The sequence below is a fragment of the Serratia sp. H1w genome (genome assembly GCF_000633355.1).
Lineage (GTDB): Bacteria > Pseudomonadota > Gammaproteobacteria > Enterobacterales > Enterobacteriaceae > Chania.
Map to the genome: position 1 here is coordinate 1 of NZ_AYMQ01000100.1, position 21,378 is coordinate 21,378.

A 21,378-nucleotide genomic window follows, 5' to 3' on the forward strand; every position below is an offset into this window, starting at 1 on the left:
CAGCCGTAATTTCTGGCGAAAGTCCAAGCATATTGGCCAGCCCGACCAACCCGACCCCCAAGGTGCCCGCCGTGGTCCAGGAACTACCGATGCTTAAAGAAACGCCAACGCAGACCAAAAAGGCGATCGGATAGAACCAGTTGGGGGTGATCATGACAATGCCGTAATACACCATGGTGGGAATGGTGCCAGACATGTTCCAGGTACCGATCAGCGCCCCGACGGAGAACAGGATAAAAATGGCCCCGGAAACGGTGGCAATTCCCTTGCGACCAGACTCGGAGATCTCCTCCCAGCTATGGCCATTTTTTAGAATAATGATCGCGGTGAGCATGGTGCTGAGGATAATGGCCACCTGCAACGGGCCGTTAACCGCTTCAAGACCAAACAGGGCAACGGAGGCACCGACCAGCAGGATCAATGCGACGATCGGCAGCAAAGCATCCAGAAAACTTGGGGCTTTGACCGGGCGAGGAGCTTTAACGGACTTGGTCATGGGGACGACTCCACAGACAGTTAAGACAGGAAGGTTCAGGAAACTGCGATACCTGTGGTAGCTACTGCGGTAAGTATAGCCAGCGGTGGCATAGGGCAATGATTATTTTCACTATTGCGCAGCGGCGTTGAGGCTCCGTAGGCGTGCGACGATCTGCCGATCCAGTGGCAGGCAGCGGAAATCGGTCATGATTTGCAGCTCAGCCGGTGAATTCATCGCGGTAAGGTAGCTTTTGCGAAACTCGGTTGGCGTCATGCGGCAGTATTTGTTAAAGGCGAAAATCAGCTGCTTGTGGCCGCTGAAACCACAGGTGTAGCTGATATCGGTAATGGGGATATTGGTGTCTTTCAGCAGCAGCTTGGCCTTGTTAATGCGGATCATGGTCAGATATTCTTTAAAGTTGTAACCGCTGATCTTTTTGAAAATACGCGAAAAGTGGTGATAACTGACGCCAGCAAGGTCGGCAATGGTCGCCAGATTGAGCTCATCGTCGAAATGCTGGTTGATAAACTCGATGCCGAATTTGACCAACTGCTGATCTTTTTTTCTGACGTTCACCTGTTGCTGGTCGACCTGGTTAGACGCTGCTGCGGCCAGCGTTCCCAGCAGGTGATAAACCAGCGCAATGCGGGTAAACGAGGGTTGCGATACAACCAGATCATCGATCAGGGCGATTACCGCGTGGCCAATTTTCTGCTCCGCGGCACGATCGTCCTGATTGACCATCAGCGGGGCCGGATGGGTTTCATCAAACAGATGGGGCGAAAACTGAATGGTCAGCAGTTGGCTGTTTGGGGCGCGGGCCTCAAGCGAATGGATTTCATCCGGGTTGATATACAGCAGGCTACCTGCGCTGGCCAACGAAGTAGCATGGCCGAGGGTAACGGAAAACTCACCGGACAAGATGCAGATCAGCTCCGGGGCCGAGTGCCAGTGGGGCTCGCAGTAGTAAACCTCTGCGGCGAACACGTTCAGCTTTTCCGCATCAAACGAGATCAGCTCATAGCCGCTGCCGTCGTGGATCGCTGCCGCCGCTTGCCGATGGGACTGCGGCTTGGATTGTCGGGTGACAGAGAAAGGAAACATCGGCTAAATCCCTCGTTGATAAAATGGTTGTGGTGTTTTTAACCACGGGCGCAGCATGCGGCGCCCCTACGCACAGACCTTAACACGGGCGCAGCATGCAGCACCCCTACACGTAGCACCGTTCTAGCTCCCTCTCCCTTCGGGAGAGGGTTGGGGTGAAGGGACTATTGCCCAGCGGGTTCAGCCAAGGCAGCGGCCAATTCCTGCTGAGTAATATCAATCGCCAGGAACTCCGTCAGGGCGATAAACAGGCCGCAGAACAGATCAGGGGCAATTGCGGCGAGCTTCTCGCGCATCAGCGCCTCCGGCAACGCGTTTTTGCTGACCAGCAGTTTCACCACGCGGTCAAAAGCGGGCGGAGTGGCAAGCAACTGCTGCAACGAGTTGTCGACCTTGAGCGGTAAATAATAGGGCTTGGCGCATAGCTTGACCACCGTGCTCAGCGCTATATCCCGCGATGAACGCGCCACATGAAGCTGGTACAGGCCCGGATCGACCACCCAGGCGGCCATTCCCGGATGGAAACAGGCAAAATCCTGCCATTCCAGCGTCATGGTGACCGTTTTGCTTTCGCCAGCCTCAAGGTACACTTTGGCGAAAGCTTTCAGCGCCAGGACTTCACGCGCCAGATCGCCCTGCGGCGCAGTAAGGTAAAGCTGCACGATCTCTTTACCTGCCCGATCGCTACAGTTGGTCACCTCCACGCTAACGGTTAGCGGCTGCCCCTCTACCAGTTCCGTAGCCGAGGTTGCCAGTTTGGCGTAGCTGAATTCACTATAGCTGAGGCCAAAACCGAACGGGAACTGCGGCGTCAGCTTGCGACGGTCGTAGTAGCGATAGCCCACGTAAAGCCCTTCGCTGTAGTGATGGCGTAGGTTTTCACCTGGATAACCGAGCCAGGCAGGGGTTTCCTCCAGCGTATTGGGCACCGTAACCGTCAGCTTGCCACAGGGGTTGGCCCGGCCAAACAGAATATCCGCCACCGCACGGCCCATGCCCTGGCCCGCAAAGAAGGTCTCCAGCAGGGCTTTGCAGTCCGCCAGCCAAGGCATTACCACCGCATCGCTGTTGGCCAGCACGACCACCAGATTGGGTTGCACCTCGGCCACTGCGCGGATCAACACCTCATGGCTAGGCAAGATATTCAGATCTTTGCGATCGCCGTTTTCACCATCCTCGCCAATGGCGGTGCTGACAAACACCACGGCAACGTCGGCCTTGCTGGCCAGCTCAACCGCATCGGCCAGGGCTTGCGGATCGACGTGATTATCGTCCGGGGTGCCGATGGCGTAGTCGATGTGGAAGTCGTTACCGGCGACCTCGAAAATTTCGTCAAGCGGACGATCGAGCATATAAGGCACGGTGGTGGCACAGCCAGAACCCTGGATCACCGGCTCCTGTGCCGGTTTACCCAACACGGCGATGGTGGTTATCTTCCCCGCTTGTAGCGGCAGGATATGGTCCTCATTTTTCAATAACACTATCGATTCGGCAGCCAACTGCTGTGCCAGCCGATGATGTTGGGGATAATCGGCCTTGGTATCCGGTTTACGGTGGCGCTGTACCTTGTCGATCAGGGTTAGCATCCGCAGGCAGGCGGTATCGAGCACCTCCGCAGGGATCTCTCCACGCTCGATCGCTTGCAACAGCTCAAGTTTGTCGCGTTGGGTCTCTGGCATAGCCAAGTCGTTACCTGCCAACAAGGAAGCGGGGCGATTTTTGATGCCGTACCAGTCGGACATCACCAGCCCGTCATAGCCCCACTCATTGCGTAGCACCTCAGTCAACAGCCAGTGGTGTTGCGACGTTTGTACCCCGTTGAGGCGGTTATAAGATGACATCACCGTCCAGGGATGGGATTTGTCGATTGCCCGCTTGAAGCCGGAGAGGTAAATCTCGCGCAGCGCCCGCTCTTCCACCACCGAATCCATCTCGGTACGGCGGTATTCCGAGTTATTGGCGGCGAAGTGCTTCAGGCTGGCCCCCACGCCACCGTCTTGCAGCCCGTTGATGAGCGCAGCGGCAATGTCACCACTGACCACCGGATCTTCCGAGTAGTATTCGTAACCACGACCTGCCAAAGGCGTCCGGCGAATATTGATACCTGGACCGAGCAGAATGCCAACGCCCATCTCCTGACACTCTTTGGCCAACGCTTCACCCATTTGGTACACCAGCTCCACGTCCCAGCTACAGGCCAGGGTTGAACCGTTCGGGAAGCAGGTGGCCGGTTTGGATTTGCTGAACAGCGCCTCAGAGCCACCTTTCTGTTCTTCCTGCTCCACCTCGCCCGCACTTTGGCCAATCACGGCCAGAAAATCGCTAATGTGCCAGTTTTCTCCCTGTTCGATCTGGCTGGTGCTGTAACGGACGCCGTAGGTGCCATCCGTCATCACAATGTCACTGATATCATGCTGCGGGAAGCTGGCCGTGCGCCACAGGCCGCTACCGCTGAGCAGCGCCACTTTCTCTTCGGCAGTCATGGCGGCAATGATGGCGTGGAAATCTTGTTTCATATTGATACCTACTGGTTACAGCGCGCTGACTTTGCGCAATTCAATGTCTTTGATGATATTTCGGTAGGTGTGCTCATCCAGCTTGTAGAAGAAGATAAACAGCATCCCGAGGGCGAACATCAGGCCGGGGAACAACGTCATCATCATATTGATGCCGTTGAGCGCGTTGGCGCTGATATGCTCAGACGAGTAGTCGAAGTAATCGAGCATCAACCCGGCACAGCCGCCGCCAATCGCTATGGCAATTTTGGTGATGAAATTAAAGAAGCCGTAAATGGCGCCTTCGGTACGCACGCCGTGTTTCCATTCGGCATACTCGACGGTATCGGCAATCATTGACCACATCGCGACAAAACCCATCCCCAGGGTGATGCTGTACAGGCAAACGCCGGTCATGATCATATAGGCGTTATCGCCTGCCAGGAAATACTGGAACAGCACGCCAACAATCCCGATCAGCAGCCCCAGTTGGACCATCTTCTTTTTGCCCATCAGGTTGATGAGCTTTTCGGAAATCACCGTGCCCACCACATAGGCCGCAGACTGGATGGCGAAGAACTTGGCGGTAAAGGCCTCATCACCCAGCGTATATTTGATGAAGTAAATCGCAATCGCCATCCAGACCGTGTAGGCGATATAGAAAAACACCGTGAACAGCGAAAGGTGGATTAACGGCAGGTTGCCGGAAACGGCGGTGATCATCTCTTTTAGCGTGGGTGCTTTTTGGTCTGGCAGGCTTTTTACCCGCTCTTTGGTCATGCCAAAGCAGGCCAGGAAAAAGAAGGTTGCTAACAGGCTGAAGCAACTGACGGCAAACACATAACCCATCTTCTGGTCGGTGAACTGTGAGATCAGCAGGTCGGCACTGGTCGAAACAATCAGATAACCGACGATAGCCAACACAAAGCGGTAGACCGATAGCGAAGCCCGTGACCCCTCGTGCTGGGTCAGCATATTGGTCATGGCGGAATAAGGCGTGTTGACCGCAGTGTAGGCCAAGCAGTAAATGGTGTAGGTGATCAGTGCGTAATAGAACTTATAGTCGCTGTCGAAGGTGCTGAAACACAAGATCGTCAAGATCCCCAAGGGCACCGCGCCGTAAAGCAGGTAAGGGCGCAGCTTGCCGTGCCGGGTTTGGGTCTTGTCAATAAAATAGCCGACAAAGATTTTAAAAATGGCATCCACCACGCGGGCAATCACGAAGATTAAGCTCGCCTGTACCGCGCTGATGCCATAAATATTGGTATAAAAAAACAGTAAGAATAGGGAGACAAAGCCAAACGACAGGTTAGAGGCCAAATCGCCGAAGCCATAGCCGATCTTTTCCCGTACGCTGACTTTCACATAGCTGTCTGAGGTGATTTCTGTTGTTTTCATTGTGCTGACTCATGCAGATTGATTCGCCTTGAGTATACCGAGGGCGCTACAGGGGACTTGCCAGCCGTTGTTTATACAGTTCCTATTTTTTGCTCGATACCAGCTTTGTCATGGAGTTGTGATTTAAGTCACAGGGATAACCTTTGGGGGCTCTACACCAGCCCCCGAGAGTGGGTAAGTGGTTTCTATGTTCCGATGCTTCAGCTTACGGATAGCTGACATCACGTAGCACCGCCATATAGCCCTTATAGATATTTTTGCCCGGCAGTAACTGCCTGGAAGCCAGTTGTTGATGTACCTGGCGTAAATGGTAGAAGGGGATACGCACGTAAAGATGATGTTCAATGTGGTAATGAATGGCATGAGGGCCGAAAAAAAACGTCTCCCAGTTAGCACGTACAATAGTGCGTGCATTCTGGCTTTGGTCATCACAGGCTGGCAACCCTGCATGCTCCATGATGGCTCTGATCCTCCCCATAAAGGGCAGCAGTGTGATCGCAGGTAACAACCACAACCCTGGATATAACAGCGGATGGCCGAGCCAACTTAGCAAACCGAACAACAGGGCATTGCTGATTAACATGGAAAGAACTTCCCAGATTTTCAGCCGTGTCGATTTAACGACCCTGGGCATACTGGTGCGATAGTCCCCGCGAGCAAACCTGAAAATACTGATGAAATAACCTATTCCACATAAATCGGCCAATAACCGCATAGCCATTTTGTCACGGGGTAACGGAAAATCGGCCAGCCCGAATACAGTAGCAACCGGATCATCGGATTGCATCGGATGCTGATGATGTTTCAGATGCCCCGCCCGGTAGGTCTGTAGTGACAGAAACAATGGCCCGGCGGCGCACAGTTGCCCGAGCAGATCGTTCAGCCGCTGCCCGGAGGTCAGAACTCCATGGGCGCTGTCATGCATAATCACTGCCAGCGCCAACTGACTGCGAGCAATGATCAGGGCCGCCATCAGATAGACTATAGGGTATGGCCAAACAATAGCGCAGGCAAATGCCATGGCAATCAGTCCCCAGTCGGCGAACAGTGCCAGCATGGCGATCCAGGGTTTCAGCACAAATAACTCGCTATCCGGCACAAAAGCATTAAGCGCTGAGTTATTGCCAGCGCGCGAGCTAGACGGGGGCATGAGTATGGCTTCCTTGTCGTTGAGTGAGCAAAGCGCAGATCAGCGCCAGCAGAAGGCCGCCAATAACATCGATCACGGTGTGCTGCTTCAGGGTCAGGGTTGACAGGCAAATCAGCAACCCGCTGCAGACTGTCAGCCAGCGGTAGTGGCGATCCCAAAGTGCTCGGCATGCCAGGCAGGTCACAGCGACATGCAGGCTGGGGCAACCGTTGGATGCGAGGTCAAGCTGCCAAAGACGCCTTAAGCGTTGTTGTAGAAAAGCATTGTCGACCAATCCAATATCGGGTCTGGGTATGGACTCGGGAAACAGCCAAAAACAGAGCAGGGCAACGCCGAAGGCGATCCCCGTCGCGTTTCTGAAAGCCCTGAACCGCTCAGCACTAGAGTAAGCCGCAGCCAGCAACACAAAGGGAAAAAACAGTACGTATAGCCACCAGGATTGGGCAATAAACGGGATCTGCTTGTCCAGTGGAGTGACCCAGCTATAGCGTGGCTCTGTGACATGCTCCAGAGCAATGAACAGCACCAAACCTGCCAGTAGGCCCAATAATCCAGCCAGAGCCTGGCGATAATCAAGCACTGGGCTTCGTTTATTCACTGACATGTATGGTCAACCTTTAGTGCGAGCAGGCGGTTAACCCAGGCGTCGATTCTTGCCTGCGCGCGCTCAAGACCTAGTGAGCCATCACTGTTCGGCACGGGAGCTGCGCAAAGCTGCTTTGTCGCTTCGGTCACCTGCCGTTGAAAATCAGCGGCGTCGCCCCGCCAGGTAACTATCCGGTGGAGTAATTGCAGCTGGGTGGCTTGCCCTGCGTTTGCCATCTGTTCGGGCTGATCGCAGAGGATCAGCAAAATTGGCTTTTGATAAACCAGCGCGAGCGATAGTGCTGCCATGCCAGGTGCCGATACTATCAGTTTTGCGCAAGCGGCACGGCTGGCCCAGAGCCGATCAACGGCGAGCCAATCGCCGAATCCCGCATAACCTTCTCCAACAAGGTGCGCGCTAACACTGGCATCAGCAAGGCCTGCTGTTAATGCATCAGCCAGTGCGGGATCGCTGAAATGCGGATTGAGATACACCGCTGCGCCATCCTCTGTCTCGGAGGATGACGGGGTTGCCAGCGCGACGGGGGTCGGTAGCCGATAGAGCGTAGGGGCGTGAGTATCGTCAATCGCGCAGGCAAAATCATGCTCAATGCAGGCCAAAGCGGCATTGAGTTGGCGACCGACAATCCAGCCAAACAGGCGAGCGAAGGGGCGTGACCACATGCCCTCGAAATTTTTGAGCAGGGCAACTTTGAGGCTGGTGCCGTAAATATGCACGACCTTACGCCGCCATACTGGCAACATCCCCATATAAATTAATGCCGGGTGAAAAGAATCATTGATCACGATATCTGCATCTCTGAACAGGCGCTGCAGTTGCCAGATATCACGTAACATGCGGCCTGGGAGGAACAGATAGTGAGCGACGTTGCGGTTGGTCGCTTTACGCAACATGTTCTGCCGGTCGTCGAATTGCACGGCATAATGTTCAGACAAAACCTGCGCCTCAATATCGAACTGCTGTAAAAAGCGTTGCCCTGGCACGGAGGTCGTCAGGACCGTTACCTGGGCTCCGGCATTGCGCAGAGCATGAACCAGCAATTGGGCGCGCATCAGGTGACCACGTGCATCAGCGGTCGCAAGATAGATAATGCGTAGGTTCATCGAGCGTGACTACCTGAATGCCGAAGCCCGCCCAGGATCCAGCTTGCGACATACATAACCAGCGCGCCGGAGATGCCAAAACTTGATTCCACCCGACGGATTTCTTTTATCAAACGTACCAACTGCGGCACTTCCTCAGGCGCCACAATACGGCGCAGAGTCGTCTTACACAAACGTACGTGGGCTTTCTCATCGGCCAGGACGCCGGACAAAAGTGGATACATTGCGTGGTCTGCACCGATGACGGCGCAGTGGCGGCCCAGAACTCGTTCGGCCATCTGCTCTGCGCAAAGCCCTGTAGCATAGGCTGGCACCAGTAAGCCATGCTGGAAGTGCGGCGCATATTGATGGGCCAGCCGTTGCCAGTGGTTGATTTTCTGGCGACTTAACCAGTCAGGTTTCAGCTCCGTAGTGACTTTACCCCCTGTTGCCTGCAAGGCTTCAGTAAACAGCTTTACATGTCGTTGCTCATCAGCCAGGTGTTGTGTAACCACGCGGTCAAGCCAGGGCGGAGATTGTGGCATTAACTCGTCCACCAGGGCGCGTTCAGTTGCATCTTCGCCGATCAGATACATTCGCAACAACATACGCTCCCCACGCGGGCTGCGATGCAAACGGGCTACGGCCGCTCGTTTGATACGATCCACAAGGTTAGCTTGTAACGCCCTCAGACCTTCGGGTCTCGGTGCTGCCAGGCAGTTGAAGTCAGGTCCGCTGATGTTTTGCTCGCTTGCGTTCATGGTGTCTCCTGTGGGCGGTGATGCCAGGCCAGAATGAGGCCAATAAAACTTTCACGCATAAAAGCAGCACCCGCTATCGTCGCAGCTGGAAAACTCTCTTCAACGCCGTTATAGCGCAGATAGCCTTTACCCTCGACGGCTCCCAATTCCAAAATATCATGCTTGTTCATACCGCGTTTACGCACATCACTGAGCAGGGGGCGGTCTTCCAGACCAAACAAAAATAGCTGGTGCTGAACGGCCCATACTGGGATCAGGCTGCTCAGCGCCTGTAACTTGAGGTTCCAGGTGCCATTCGCTATCAATGGCTCTAAGCTGGCCGAGTTGCCTGGGGGGACGTTAAGACTGGCGCGTAACAGGGGTTTGGTCAGCAAACCGGCGCCTATGCCGATAGTAATGTCATCGGCGGTCGGGTCTTTTGCATTACTAGGGTGTACAACCACAAAATAGCTGGCCAAACGTGCAGTCAACGAGGGATGTGCCAGTTTCTCGCGTGCCTGGCTGGCGGTTAACAGTACCTGCTCGCTAGCATCTTGACGAACGCTGATCTGATAGGGTTCGAGCTCAATATCGCTGAAATGCCCCCGTACCGGAGCGTGGACGTAGGTATCCGTTTTCCAGTTATTCCCTGTTCGACGTAATAGCACTTGCAAGCTGAGGGGCACACGTTGCCCTTCAGCGGTGAGGCCACTGCCATGAAGCAATACATCGCCAACCAGCGTACTTTTAAGGTTGGTGTCAGCATCTATGATGATGGTGTGAGCCTGAGTATCGACGCTGGCATGAGCATTCACCACATCAAGAGCAATGCGATCGCAGTTGTTACCCACCGTTGCACAGTGGCTGGATGAGGAAAAGTGAAACACTCCGCGGCCACGGAACTCAGAAGATGCGGCTTGGCTCTGCCCACTCAGAAGCAGGCACGTCATCAAGCAGGCGAATAAGGTCGTAGAATAAGCAGGCATGCTGAAATCCTGGGTTAGTTAAGACGCGATAACCCTTTATCAATCCAGGTTGCGATGATAAGACAGAGCTTCGTTGCGTAGAGCACTGGCACGACCGATGGATAAACCGCAACCGCGAACCACCGCGCCTGCAGTATCGAGTAGCGAAACTGCGAACACGACGGTGATTGCAGCCAGTAGCTTTAGTCCACGTACCGTAGGCAAGTCCTGATGGTTTAGCGCAGCCACGCTGTAGCCCAGACGTGAGATCATCACGCATAACGGCCCAATCGGACCGCTGCGCCCAAGCCATTGCAGCCAGGCTGGCATATAGGCACGTACCAGGTACGGCGTAAGATCGACACTGTCCCCCCCTCTCAGCCAACGCAGTTTGAACACTTCACCCAGCGTATCAGGCACGCGGTGTACAGTGTGCGCACGTGGCACATAGCGAACCACGATACCTTCGGCCTGCAAGCGTAGCCCCATAACCTGGCAATGAGCACGGTACACTCCGTCAAGAGGTTGGTAGCTGTGTTGTTTAAAGGTGTCGTAACGGAAAGCGACATTGTTCGCATAAAAATTACGTGTGGCGTTTTCATCTAGCGGGCTGGGGAAGTACATAAAATCGATCGATGTCAGGGCGCTGCCGATGATACTCGGTGCATAGCTTGTGCGTCCGGCGACCGCGACCGGAGCCTCCATTTCAGCAAAGGGCGACAGCAATTGCTCCAACCAATCGGCACAAGGCAGGCAATCGGCATCGGCAAAGGCCACGTACTGGCAATGTAGGTGATCCACATGATCAAATCCGATATTTTTTGCAGCGTAGTAGCCGGTGCGGGGGTCTATCTCAACAAAATCCAGTTTCCTGCCTGCAATCTCGCACAGCATTTGCTGCGCCGCCTGGTCAAGTCCATCATGGGTGATAACCCATTGAGCAAGCGACAGGGGAGAAAGGCTCTGCTTGGTTAAGCGGACAATCAGCCGTTTAAGGCTGGTCACTATCTGTTCTACGTTCTTGGCCGCGCGTAGGTTATTAGTTTCCAGCACCAGAGCGGTATTGGCAGCGATATCGATCAGGCCTTGTCGCCTGACCTCCCTGACACTATGTCCTTCGCTTTCCATTTTCATCGGTATCTCCTTTACCTGTGGTGCCAGATTGTAATCACATTCGATAAAGTTAAGCACTGTTTTTCGCATCCTGGCTTGGCTGGTAAAGCGGCATTAATTTCCCTCACCAATGAAGAAGTGGCGTTTGGTGCACTTATTAACTGCATACCCTGCGTCTTCCGCCATGTTATGGATTGCCTTAGGCTGACTGAAAGTTTATTCAGGAGCCTGCCTATCATGAAAACCGACGCACAAAACGTCCTATCTCTGTCACCCTCAGCCCTGCGTGGCGGGCTAATCAGCCTGGCCTTGCCGACGCTGCTTTCGTCTCTGGGCAGCAGCATTACCAACGTCAGCCTGCCAACATTGGCGCAGGTGTTTGGCGCAACGTTTCAAGATGTGCAGTGGGTGGTGATCGCTTATCTGCTGGCAATCACCACGCTGATCGTTGGCGTGGGACGTTTGGGGGATATCATCAGCCGCCGCACTTTGTTACTGGCCGGTCTTGGGCTGTTTATGTTCGCCTCGCTGGGTTGTGCTGTCGCGCCGACTATCTGGTGGCTGATTGCTGCCCGCACCGTCCAGGGATTAGGGGGCGCAGTGATGATGACCATCACCCTGGCGTTGGTGGGCGAAACCATCAGCAAGGAGAAGGTCGGGCGGGCGATGGGGTTGCTAGGTACCTTATCAGCCCTGGGGACGGCGCTTGGCCCCACGCTCGGTGGCGGACTGATTGCCGTGTTTGGTTGGCAGTCGATTTTCCTGATCAATCTGCCGCTGGGGGGCGTCGCGCTGTTTTGCATCTATCACTATCTCCCATCAACAGAACCGCAGCGGGCAAGCAAACAGGGTGGGTTTGATTTTGTTGGTATGGCCTTGCTCGGTTTGACCCTGGCGCTCTTTTCGCTTGCCATGACGTTGGGAAATGGCCACTTCGGCTCACTCAATAGCCTGTTGCTGCTGGGAACCGCCGCGGCAGCCAGCGCGTTCGTCTGGGGTGAGAGAAAGGTCTCGAGCCCGTTGATCCAACTTGCTCTGCTGCGTCAGCCGATCCTGAGCAGCGGCCTGCTAACCAATATGCTGGTGAGTACGGTGATCATGACGTCCTTCGTGGTCGGGCCTTTCTATCTGGCACACGGACTGGATTTAGCGCCGCAGCAGGTGGGTTTGGCGATGTCCGCCGGGCCGCTGATCGCCGCCTTGGCGGGCGTGCCATCGGGCTATCTGGTCGATCGCTTCGGGGCTGCACAGATGATCAGCCTGGGATTACTGGGCGTCTGCCTGGGAGCATTCGCTTTGTCGATGATGTCACCCGTGCAGGGCGTCTTGGGTTATATATTGCCGATCTGCCTGATCACCGCAGGTTACGCCTTGTTCCAGGCTGCCAACAACACGGCGGTGATCAAACAGGTTGGCGTTGAACGGCGTGGGGTCGCCTCTGGCCTGCTAAATCTGGCACGTAACCTTGGCTTTATCATTGGGGCATCGGCTATGGGAGGCATCTTTGCTTTGGCCTCGGCATCCGGCGATCTGCGCTTAGGTAGCGCGGCAGGCTTACATCTGACCTATCTGGTGGCCGCAGTTTTGGCGGGGTTAGGGCTGTTGATGGCACTGTGGAGCCAGTTTTATCGCCACAAGAGTGTGTGACACCGTCACTTAAACGCAAGGCAACATGGTTTTTTCATCAGTTTGTGCTAATCCTTAAATGACTGGCTGTAACAATTTATTGCGATCCACTGGGAATAAAACCGATGAAAAAAATCATGCTTTGCGTTTTGCTGTTCGCCCTTGCCGGTTGCTCTGCACATAACCGGCCCGAATTAAGCAAAACGCCGCCTAAAACGCTGGATAGCCAAACCTGTATGGAAGATCTGAACGTTGCCAACAGCGATTGCGGGCATTCTGTCGATCCGTCGTTTGTTGGTTATTAATTCCCCTCACCTTAACCCTCTCCCACAGGGAGAGGGGACTGAACGTGCTACACCATTCTCCTGCGCTTGACTGCGGCTCCGACCTAGCTCCCTCTCCCCAAACCAGTGCTTATGGCATCCCAGGTGTCATATTGGGAGAGGGCTGAGGTGAGGGGAAGCAGACATCCCTTTCACAATGGCTCGCGGCCGCGCTACGATGACGTCTCCAGCCGAGCCTAACTTTAAAAGGGATAACGAATGAACCCACATATTGCCGCCGTAGCCTTGGAAAAAGCCTATCGCCTGCTGAATCATGGCCCCACAGTGTTGGTGTCCGCTGGCCACGAGGGGGTGAACGACGTGATGGCTGCCGCCTGGGCCTGTGCATTAGATTTCTCGCCGCCCAAGTTGACGGTAGTGCTGGATAAAATGACCAAAACCCGTGAACTTATCGAACAAAGCGGACACTTTGTGATCCAGGTTCCCACGGTGGCCCAAATGCAACTGACCTATGAAGTCGGTAACCGCAGTCTGTTTAGCGAACCCGATAAGCTGGTTAACTGCGGAGTGGAGTTGTTCAGTTTTGACGACGAGCGGCTGCCGTTCGTGACTGGCTGCTCTGCCTGGCTCGCTTGCCGGTTGATCCCGGAACCCCATAACCAGCAGGCCCACGATCTGTTTATCGGCGAGGTGACGGGCGCCTGGTCCGACACCCGCGTATTTAAAGAGGGTCACTGGCATTTTGACTCCGCCGATCCTGCACTGCGCAGTTTGCATTACGTCGCCGGTGGGCAGTTCTATGCCATCGGTGAGTCACTCACGGCCAAGGTGAAGTGAACGGATCACCTGGCAAATCGGCGCGAACCCGCGACGCAAAGGATAATGCCGAGCGTAGTCGCCAACATCTGCAGGCTAACGGGTTCATGCAGTAAGCCTGCTGCCAGCGCCAGGCCAAAAAAGGGTTGCAGTAATTGCAACTGGCCGACGCTGGCAATACCACCTTGGGCCAGGCCCCGATACCAAAAGATAAAACCTATCAGCATGCTGAACAGCGAGACATAGGCCAGGCTGATCCAGGCCGGCAGGCGAATGGCTGCCAGGGAAGAGGGCACCAACATTAGTGATGCCACCAGCATCACGGGTAACGCCAATAGCAGCGCCCAGCAGATCACCTGCCAGCCCCCCAGCGTACGCGATAGTTTGGCCCCTTCGGCATAACCCAGACCACAGACCACCACCGCGGCCAGCATTAACAAATCCCCGGTCAGAGAAACTGAGCCGCCCTGAACAGATGCAAAACTCATCACTAACAGGCTGCCGATAATGGAAAACAGCCAGAAAGCCGGGCGAGGGCGTTCGCCCCCCCGCAGCACGCCAAATATCGCGGTGGCTAACGGCAGCAGGCCAAGAAACACGATGGAATGGGCAGAGGTGACGTGCTGCAACGCTAACGCGGTCAACAGTGGGAAGCCAACCACTACGCCTAATGCCACAATCACCAGGGAAAATATCTGATCGCCGCGGGGCCGCTGCTGTTTAAACAGCCATAGCAACAGGAGAGCGAATAAGCCCGCGATGGCGGCACGAGCGGCCGTCAGGAACAGCGGATTAAAACTGAGCACGGCCACTCTGGTTGCGGGCAATGAACCACTGAAGATCACCATGCCCACAAAGCCATTGAGCCAGCCACGGGTGCTGTTTTCCTCGATCTTCACCTGCATGAGACACCTTTTTAACGACGCTTGGGATTGTAGATCGGCATGTTATGTCGCAGAATCATGACAATCAAATAATTGTCATGGATACAAGTGGCTATGGCGCGAGCCCGTTATAAATCGTTGGTCGATAGCTTTGCCGCAGATATCCGCGCAGGGCGTCTGACCCCCGGGACTCGCTTACCCACTCATCGTCGGCTTGCCGCCCAGGAACGCATGTCGTTGGTTACTGCCTCAAGGGTGTATGCGGAGCTTGAAGCGATGGGGTTGGTCAGCGGGGAAACGGGCCGCGGCACCTTTGTGCGGGAGATTTCGTTGCCGCCGGGATTGGGTATCGATCAACACGCCGTCGCTACCGACATGCTCGATCTGAACTTCAATTACCCCACACTATCGTCGCAAAGCGAACTGCTGAGGACGGCCTTGCGTCAATTGGCGGCTTCAGGCGATCTGGATGCGCTGTTACGCTATCAGCCACATGCCGGTCGGCCACATGAGAGGGCGATCGTCGCCAGGCATCTGAGCCGCCGTGGGTTAACGCTGGCGGCAGAAAATGTGTTGCTGGTTAACGGCGCTCAACAAGGGCTAGCCATCACCGTGATGGGGTTGCTGCAACCGGGCGACGTGGTTGCGGTGGACGCGTTGACCTACCCAGGTTTTAAAATACTGGCCGAAAGTTACCATCTTGAGCTGGTTGCCATTCCCGCGCTGAGTGATGGCCCTGATTTGGCCGCACTTGAACGGCTATGCCGCCAGCGCCCGGTGCGGGCCGTTTATTGCATGCCGACGTTGCATAATCCGCTCGGCTGGGTGCTGAGCGAGCCGCAGAGGCATCGTTTGGTGGCGTTAGCCCGTGAGCATGGGTTACTGATTATCGAGGATGCCGCCTATGCCTATCTGGCAGATCAACCGCCGTTGCCGCTGGCCACGCTCGCCCCTGAATGCACGGTATATATTTCCGGCTTTTCCAAAAATGTTGCGACTGGGCTGCGCGTTGGCGTGGTGGCCGCACCGGAGAAATGGCTCCCCGCCTTGGAACGCGCCATCAGGGCAACCACCTGGAATACCCTGGCGATCATGACCGCCATCCTGTGCGAATGGATTGAAGACGGCACCGTGGCACGACTAGAAGTCGAAAAGCGGCAGGATGCCCGGTTACGTCAATCAATAGCCCGGGAAGCATTAGCCGGGCTGGATCTGGTGGGGTACCCTGATTCGTATTTCCTGTGGTTGCCATTGCCTGAGGAGGTCAGGGCGGATCGCATCGACGCGGCCTTGCTAACAGAGCGTATTTCGCTCTCTACCGCAGAACCTTTTGCCACCTCGGCTCATGTGCCACATGCCCTGCGCCTGGCATTGGGATCGCTGCCGCTGCCAACCCTGCGCCAAGCATTAGACGCGGTGAAACGGGTGATCCAGTTGCACACTCATCTTTAGTCACTTGCCTGCAATCATCACAATAGTTGGCCAGTATGGGATTTATCACAAATTCCATGCAACTCCTCTATTCATCCCCTAAATATCTGATAACGTAATCTCAGACATGATTTTATGGATAATCTATTTTTCAGGGAGACAGCGGTGCGCCATTTCGAATTCAAAGACGATAAATCCAGCAAGTTTTGGCAGATCGAGCAGTCAGACAGTGAGTTAAACCTGCGCTGGGGCAAGATTGGTACCCAGGGGCAAAGCCAGACCAAGAGCTTTGATAATCAAGCCAAGGCGTTGGCCGCCATGACCAAACTGGTCAAAGAGAAAACCGGCAAAGGCTACGTTGAGATAGCCGTTGATGAAAACGCCACCATTGGTGCCACCGCGCCAAAACCTAAAGCCGAACCCGTAGAAAATCCCCGCGCTGAGCCAATAACGGATATCCCGGCAACCACTACGCCTCAAGTTTCTACTGCCGAGATACTCTCGCAATCTATTACCTCATCTGACATCGCCAAGCCGGTTGGCGAAACGCCGCCGTGGTTAGCCAACGGTGAACCGATTTCCCTGCCGAAGAACTTAAGCGTGCAGGCATTGAGCAACCGCGACCATCCGGGCGAAAAACCGCAGCTGAACGATAAGCAGAGTTGGATCAAACTGCGCAATCATCTGTATAAGAATGACGATTTCAATACTGATTTTGACTCCTCGTCTGCGCAGTGGCGTCAGATTTATGTCACCAGTTGGCAACGGCTGGCCGATCAACAGATGGATGGCACCATCGAGTCGGACGCGGTGTTGTTTGCCCTGTCGTGCAATGTCGCTAACAACCGTTATTACGGTGACAGCACGACAGATATCACCGACTTTTTAGTGGCCAGAAAGGGATTACCGTACGCGATTGATGTGCTGTTACTGGCGCAAGGGATCTGTGTTGAATCCAACTGGGATAGTAGTGCGCAAAAGCATAATTACTACCTCAATGAAGATATCGTCGATCCGCTAAGTGGCTCGTGGATGTGTCCCTATAGCTGCGCTGAGCTGCGTTTTCGTCAGTTCCTGTCCTGTGCCGATGAGGCAGAGTGGCAGATTTGCGTGGATAAATTGATCGCGGCTTTACCGCAGCTACGTGCCAGCCGTCAGCCGTTGATTGCCTTGTTATTACCCGAACGCCCGGATATCGCGAACCGGTTAGCCAGTGAGTTGATCCAACAGGGGGATAGTGACGTCACCCCATGGCTACAGTTGGTCGCCACCGACGAGGCGGTTCTGAAGTCGCTAGGAGCAATGGGCCGTTTAGTCTATCGTCACGCCGCATTCCTTAACTGTGAATTTAGTCTCGCCACGCTGATTGCAGAGCGCGGTATTAACGCGGTACCCATCCTGGCTAACCAAGCGGAAATAACCCTTACCGGTGATGCTCTGGCCTGTATTGGCACGCCTGCGGCGATAACCGCATTGGCGCACGTTTCCGGTCAGGGCAAAGCGTTTCTGACTCGGTTTATTGATGCCGCGCACCGCTGGCCGCTGGCATCAATCCCAGCGATTGCCGAATTGTTGGCCGGCAATCACAAAGACAGTGGCATGCTGAGCGCTTGCTTAAGCAATCTGCTGTTGGCCAATCCTGAACAAGTGGCTCAGCTACTGCCCTGGATGAGCGGAGCAGCGCAAACCCAGGTGCAAGATTTGATTGCCCGCGTAGCTGGCCCGGTTGAATTAGCCGATGAAGCTGATTTACCCCTGGTGCTGGTCAGCCCGCCTTGGCTACAGAAAAAGAAAAAACAAGAAGCCGCAGTCCTGGCACTTGAGCCGCTGGTGCTGGCACCGGTACTCGACTTAACCGATGAAGAGAAAAAACAGTGGTTGGCGCTGAACGGCTGGGAAGAAAAACGTTATCAGGCTGCCGCCAAGAATATGAACACGCTGGCCAATGAGCTAGGTTTCCAGATTTATCAATCAGGTAACCGGAAGAGCCTGAACGACGCAGCAGCCGTTGCCATCAGAAACCGGGATACGCAGGGGGTGATTGACGCCTGGAAGGCCCAGCTAGCAGAAACTAGTTGGTCAAACTTTAGTATGCGCTTTACCTCGCTGTTGCCCGATGAGATGGCGCTGGCCCTATGGAACAGTTTGTCTGCTCATCAATGTAGCGGTGAAGGGTATATGGTGGCCAATTTTGGCGAAGCGGCGCTGCCCGGCCTGATCAACGCGGTACGCTCCAGACCAACAGAGCTGACCAATATTTGGGATCACGTGGGTGCCAGCGAATTGGCTCCGCTGATCGCCCGTGCTTACCTCAAGCTGAAAACGTTGCGCAGCGAAGCTCAGCAGTGGTTGAGCAAATATCCACATCACAGCGTTATCGGCCTGATCCCGGCGGCAGTAGGCAGAAAAGGGGAAGCCAAAGACTGTGCCACCTCCGCGTTACGTATGCTGGCCACACAGGGCCACGAGGCGCTGATTTTCCAGACTGGCGAAGCTTACGGTAATCCTGAGGTGACCGAGGCTCTGCGTAGCATGTTGGACGAAGATCCACTCGACCGTTTCCCGAGTAAAATCAGCAAGTCTCCTGATTTTTATCAACCCGCAGGTTGGCGTCGCCCGCGGCTTGTCGCGAGCCAAAGAGCCTTACCGGACACCGCACTGGACCATCTTGGTACCATGCTACGCTTCCCGGTTAGCGAGGGGTTGTACGAAGGCATCAACCAGGTCAAACAGGTTTGTGATCCCGACTCACTGGCGGATTTCGCCTGGGATATGTTCTCTGCGTGGTTGTTTGCTGCGGCGCCGTCCAAAGAGGGTTGGGCATTCACGTCGCTGGGCCTGTTTGGTACCGACGACACCGCACGCAAGCTGACGCCATTCATCCGCGCCTGGCCAGGGGAAGCTCAGCACCAACGGGCGGTTAACGGCCTGGAAGTGCTGAATCAGATCGGCTCCGACGTGGCGCTGATGCTGCTGAACGGCATCGCGCAGAAGGTCAAATTTAAAGGCTTGCAGGATCGGGCACGGGAAAAGATTGCGGCAATTGCCGAGGCCCGTGAGTTAACCATCGAGGAACTGGAAGACCGTTTGGCACCGGATTTGGGGCTGGATGAAAACGGCTCACTGCGGCTGGATTTCGGCGATCGCCAGTTTACCGTCAGCTTCGATGAAACCCTGAAACCGTTCGTGCGCGACAATGATGGAACTCGTCTGAAAGATCTGCCGAAACCGAAAAAGACCGACAATCAGGAATTGGCCAGTGAAGCGGTGAACATCTTCAAGCTGCTGAAAAAAGATGCTCGTACCGTAGCCGCTCAGCAAGTCGTGCGCCTGGAAATTGCCATGTGCCGGTGCCGCCGTTGGACACCAGAGCTGTTTGAGCTGTTTTTAGTCCGTCATCCACTGGTTCGTCACTTGGTACAACGCCTGGTCTGGGGCGTGTATCTGGTAGACGATGATTCTTCCCACGGCGGCAAGTTGGTGGACTGTTTCCGCGTTGCCGAGGATGGCAGCCTGACGACCGCTGAAGACGATGAGTACACACTGCCACAGGGTGAAAACGTGCGCATCGGTATTCCTCATGCTCTGGAGTTGCCTGAGCATCAGGCGGCAAGCTTCGGCCAACTGTTCGCCGATTACGAACTACTGCAACCGTTCGTTCAGCTTGGCCGTGATACTTACAGCCTGACCGAACAAGAGCGGGAAAGCCGTGAACTGCTGCGTTGGAAAGGGGCGGCGGTGCCCACCGGTCGTCTCCTTGGTCTGGCCAATAAAGGCTGGCGCCGTGGCGATGCCCAAGACGGCGGCGCGATCCTGGACTTTATCAAGCCGATAGATCGCCGGTTAGCTTTTAGCCTGTCGTTTGAACCCTGCATAATCGTTGGCATGGTCGATGAATACCCTGAACAGACGTTGGTGTCGGTGGTGATCGATGATGGCCAGTATTACTGGCAGCGAACCGAAGCACGCAAACCATTCACTATGGTGGATAACATCGCCTTAAGCGAGTTGATCCGCGATATGGAAGCCCTGCGCGCCTAAGTTTTGTCTTGATCCCGGCGCATGTCGGGATCGTACCGATGACCAAGAGAACCGATCCTTATGTCTGAACAACAAAAAATGCAGCGGCCCCCCGCGGAAATTCAGTACGCTGAACAGCTGGCCCTACTGGCCGAGCAGGATAACCAACCGCGCCCACCGGGCTGGGTGCTGAGCCTGAATGCCGCCCGGCGTTTTATTTTGGGTGACGAAAAATTAGGTATTGAGCGGAAAATCGTTGCCGATGTGGCATCGATTGAACGGATGCTGGTCACGCTGGCGACAGGCCGCGGCCTGATGTTGGTCGGCGAGCCGGGTACCGCCAAATCCATGCTGTCAGAACTGCTGGCCACCGCCATCTCCGGCACCTCCAGTCTGACGATCCAGGGCGGGGCATCGATTACCGAAGATCAGATCAAGTATTCCTGGAACTACGCGATGTTGATCAACGAAGGGCCATCGCTGAAAGCGCTGGTTCCCGCACCGCTTTATCAGGGCATGCTCGACGGCAAAGTGGTGCGTTTTGAAGAGATCACCCGTGCGCCGTTAGAGGTGCAGGACTGCCTGTTGGGCATGTTGTCCGACCGCGTAATGACCATCCCCGAACTGAATGACGACCATAACCTGCTGTATGCGCAGGAAGGGTTCAACATTATCGGCACCGCCAACACCCGCGACCGTGGCGTGAATGAAATGAGTGCGGCCCTCAAACGCCGGTTTGATTTTGAAACCGTTTTTCCGATCATGGATTTCCAGCAGGAACTGGAATTGGTGGCGGCAGCTTCCAAACGATTGCTGGAAAAGAGCGCCATTCCCCACAGCGTGCCTGCGGCGGTATTGGAACTGTTGGTCACCACTTTCCGCGATCTGCGCGGCAATGAAAAATCAACGGGTAAGGGCGATAGCGCCATGGATCGCTTGACTGCCGTGATGTCGACCGCCGAGGCGGTAAACGTGGCTCATGCAGTGGGCTTGCGCGCCTGGTTTCTTGAGCAGCGCAGCGGTGAACCGGCCGATTTGGTGGAGTGCATCGCCGGGACGGTGGTCAAAGACAATGCGGACGACCGGGCAAAGCTCAGGCGTTACTTTGAGCAGAAGGTTGCGAAAAAGCCCGGTAACCACTGGCGGGCCTATTACGAAGCCAGACACCGTTTGCCTTAAAGGCGC

16 protein-coding genes and 1 pseudogene are annotated in these 21,378 nt (G+C 55.1%); 6 read left to right on the forward strand and 11 right to left on the reverse strand.

What is annotated here, in order from left to right; translation table 11 throughout:
* From U869_RS0122035 to U869_RS0122080, 10 genes and pseudogenes are all read right to left on the reverse strand, one after another.
* Positions 1-496: pseudogene (locus tag U869_RS0122035) on the reverse strand (Na+/H+ antiporter NhaC); the annotation flags it as partial.
* Positions 497-607: 111 nt separating this feature from the next.
* On the reverse strand, positions 608-1,582 hold the full coding sequence (locus tag U869_RS0122040; RefSeq protein WP_025122069.1) for an AraC family transcriptional regulator: 975 nt from the start codon (positions 1,580-1,582) through the stop codon (positions 608-610).
* A 164-nt stretch (positions 1,583-1,746) separates the two neighbouring features.
* On the reverse strand, positions 1,747-4,098 hold the full coding sequence (locus U869_RS0122045) for a beta-glucosidase (protein ID WP_025122068.1): 2,352 nt from the start codon (positions 4,096-4,098) through the stop codon (positions 1,747-1,749).
* Between the two features lie 15 nt (positions 4,099-4,113).
* Positions 4,114-5,475: an MFS transporter gene (locus U869_RS0122050; RefSeq protein WP_025122067.1), complete on the reverse strand. Its 1,362-nt coding sequence runs from the start codon at positions 5,473-5,475 to the stop codon at positions 4,114-4,116.
* Positions 5,476-5,680: 205 nt separating this feature from the next.
* The gene (locus U869_RS0122055) at positions 5,681-6,625 is read right to left on the reverse strand and encodes a fatty acid desaturase family protein (RefSeq protein WP_025122066.1); all 945 of its coding nucleotides are present in this window, start codon (positions 6,623-6,625) and stop codon (positions 5,681-5,683) included.
* A complete protein-coding gene (locus tag U869_RS0122060; protein WP_025122065.1) occupies positions 6,612-7,229 on the reverse strand; it encodes a phosphatase PAP2 family protein in 618 nt (205 codons plus the stop codon). Before U869_RS0122060 ends, U869_RS0122055 begins: the two co-directional genes overlap by 14 nt.
* Positions 7,220-8,335: a hypothetical protein gene (locus U869_RS0122065; RefSeq protein WP_025122064.1), complete on the reverse strand. Its 1,116-nt coding sequence runs from the start codon at positions 8,333-8,335 to the stop codon at positions 7,220-7,222. The genes U869_RS0122060 and U869_RS0122065 overlap by 10 nt, the downstream gene beginning before the upstream one ends.
* Complete coding sequence (locus U869_RS0122070) at positions 8,332-9,075, reverse strand: hypothetical protein (protein ID WP_025122063.1); 744 nt, start codon at positions 9,073-9,075, stop codon at positions 8,332-8,334. Before U869_RS0122070 ends, U869_RS0122065 begins: the two co-directional genes overlap by 4 nt.
* Entirely contained in the window at positions 9,072-10,040 is a 969-nt protein-coding gene (locus U869_RS0122075; RefSeq protein WP_025122062.1) for a hypothetical protein, read from the reverse strand. Before U869_RS0122075 ends, U869_RS0122070 begins: the two co-directional genes overlap by 4 nt.
* Before the next feature lie 39 nt (positions 10,041-10,079).
* Positions 10,080-11,153, reverse strand: coding sequence for a glycosyltransferase family 2 protein (locus U869_RS0122080; protein ID WP_198530696.1), 1,074 nt, complete (start codon positions 11,151-11,153; stop codon positions 10,080-10,082).
* Between the two features lie 216 nt (positions 11,154-11,369).
* Between U869_RS0122080 and U869_RS0122085 the strand changes: the two genes are divergently transcribed.
* The 3 genes from U869_RS0122085 to U869_RS0122095 all read left to right on the forward strand — a co-directional run bounded on the left by U869_RS0122085 (position 11,370) and on the right by U869_RS0122095 (position 13,879).
* A complete protein-coding gene (locus U869_RS0122085) occupies positions 11,370-12,779 on the forward strand; it encodes an MFS transporter (RefSeq protein WP_025122060.1) in 1,410 nt (469 codons plus the stop codon).
* A gap of 104 nt (positions 12,780-12,883) precedes the next feature.
* Positions 12,884-13,063 (forward strand): hypothetical protein, encoded by a 180-nt coding sequence (locus U869_RS0122090; protein ID WP_025122059.1) that lies wholly within the window; start codon positions 12,884-12,886, stop codon positions 13,061-13,063.
* A gap of 237 nt (positions 13,064-13,300) precedes the next feature.
* Positions 13,301-13,879, forward strand: coding sequence for a flavin reductase family protein (locus tag U869_RS0122095; RefSeq protein ID WP_025122058.1), 579 nt, complete (start codon positions 13,301-13,303; stop codon positions 13,877-13,879).
* 5 nt (positions 13,880-13,884) lie between these two features.
* On the opposite strand, the gene U869_RS0122100 is transcribed toward U869_RS0122095, so the two are convergent.
* On the reverse strand, positions 13,885-14,763 hold the full coding sequence (locus tag U869_RS0122100) for a DMT family transporter (RefSeq protein ID WP_025122057.1): 879 nt from the start codon (positions 14,761-14,763) through the stop codon (positions 13,885-13,887).
* A gap of 93 nt (positions 14,764-14,856) precedes the next feature.
* On the opposite strand from U869_RS0122100, the gene U869_RS0122105 reads away from it, so the two are divergent.
* From U869_RS0122105 to U869_RS0122115, 3 genes are all read left to right on the forward strand, one after another.
* On the forward strand, positions 14,857-16,194 hold the full coding sequence (locus U869_RS0122105; RefSeq protein ID WP_025122056.1) for a PLP-dependent aminotransferase family protein: 1,338 nt from the start codon (positions 14,857-14,859) through the stop codon (positions 16,192-16,194).
* A 144-nt stretch (positions 16,195-16,338) separates the two neighbouring features.
* On the forward strand, positions 16,339-20,214 hold the full coding sequence (locus U869_RS0122110) for a DUF4132 domain-containing protein (RefSeq protein ID WP_025122055.1): 3,876 nt from the start codon (positions 16,339-16,341) through the stop codon (positions 20,212-20,214).
* A 60-nt stretch (positions 20,215-20,274) separates the two neighbouring features.
* Positions 20,275-21,372, forward strand: a complete 1,098-nt coding sequence (locus U869_RS0122115) for an AAA family ATPase (protein ID WP_025122054.1) — start codon at positions 20,275-20,277, stop codon at positions 21,370-21,372.
* The last annotated feature ends 6 nt before the right edge of the window (positions 21,373-21,378 follow it).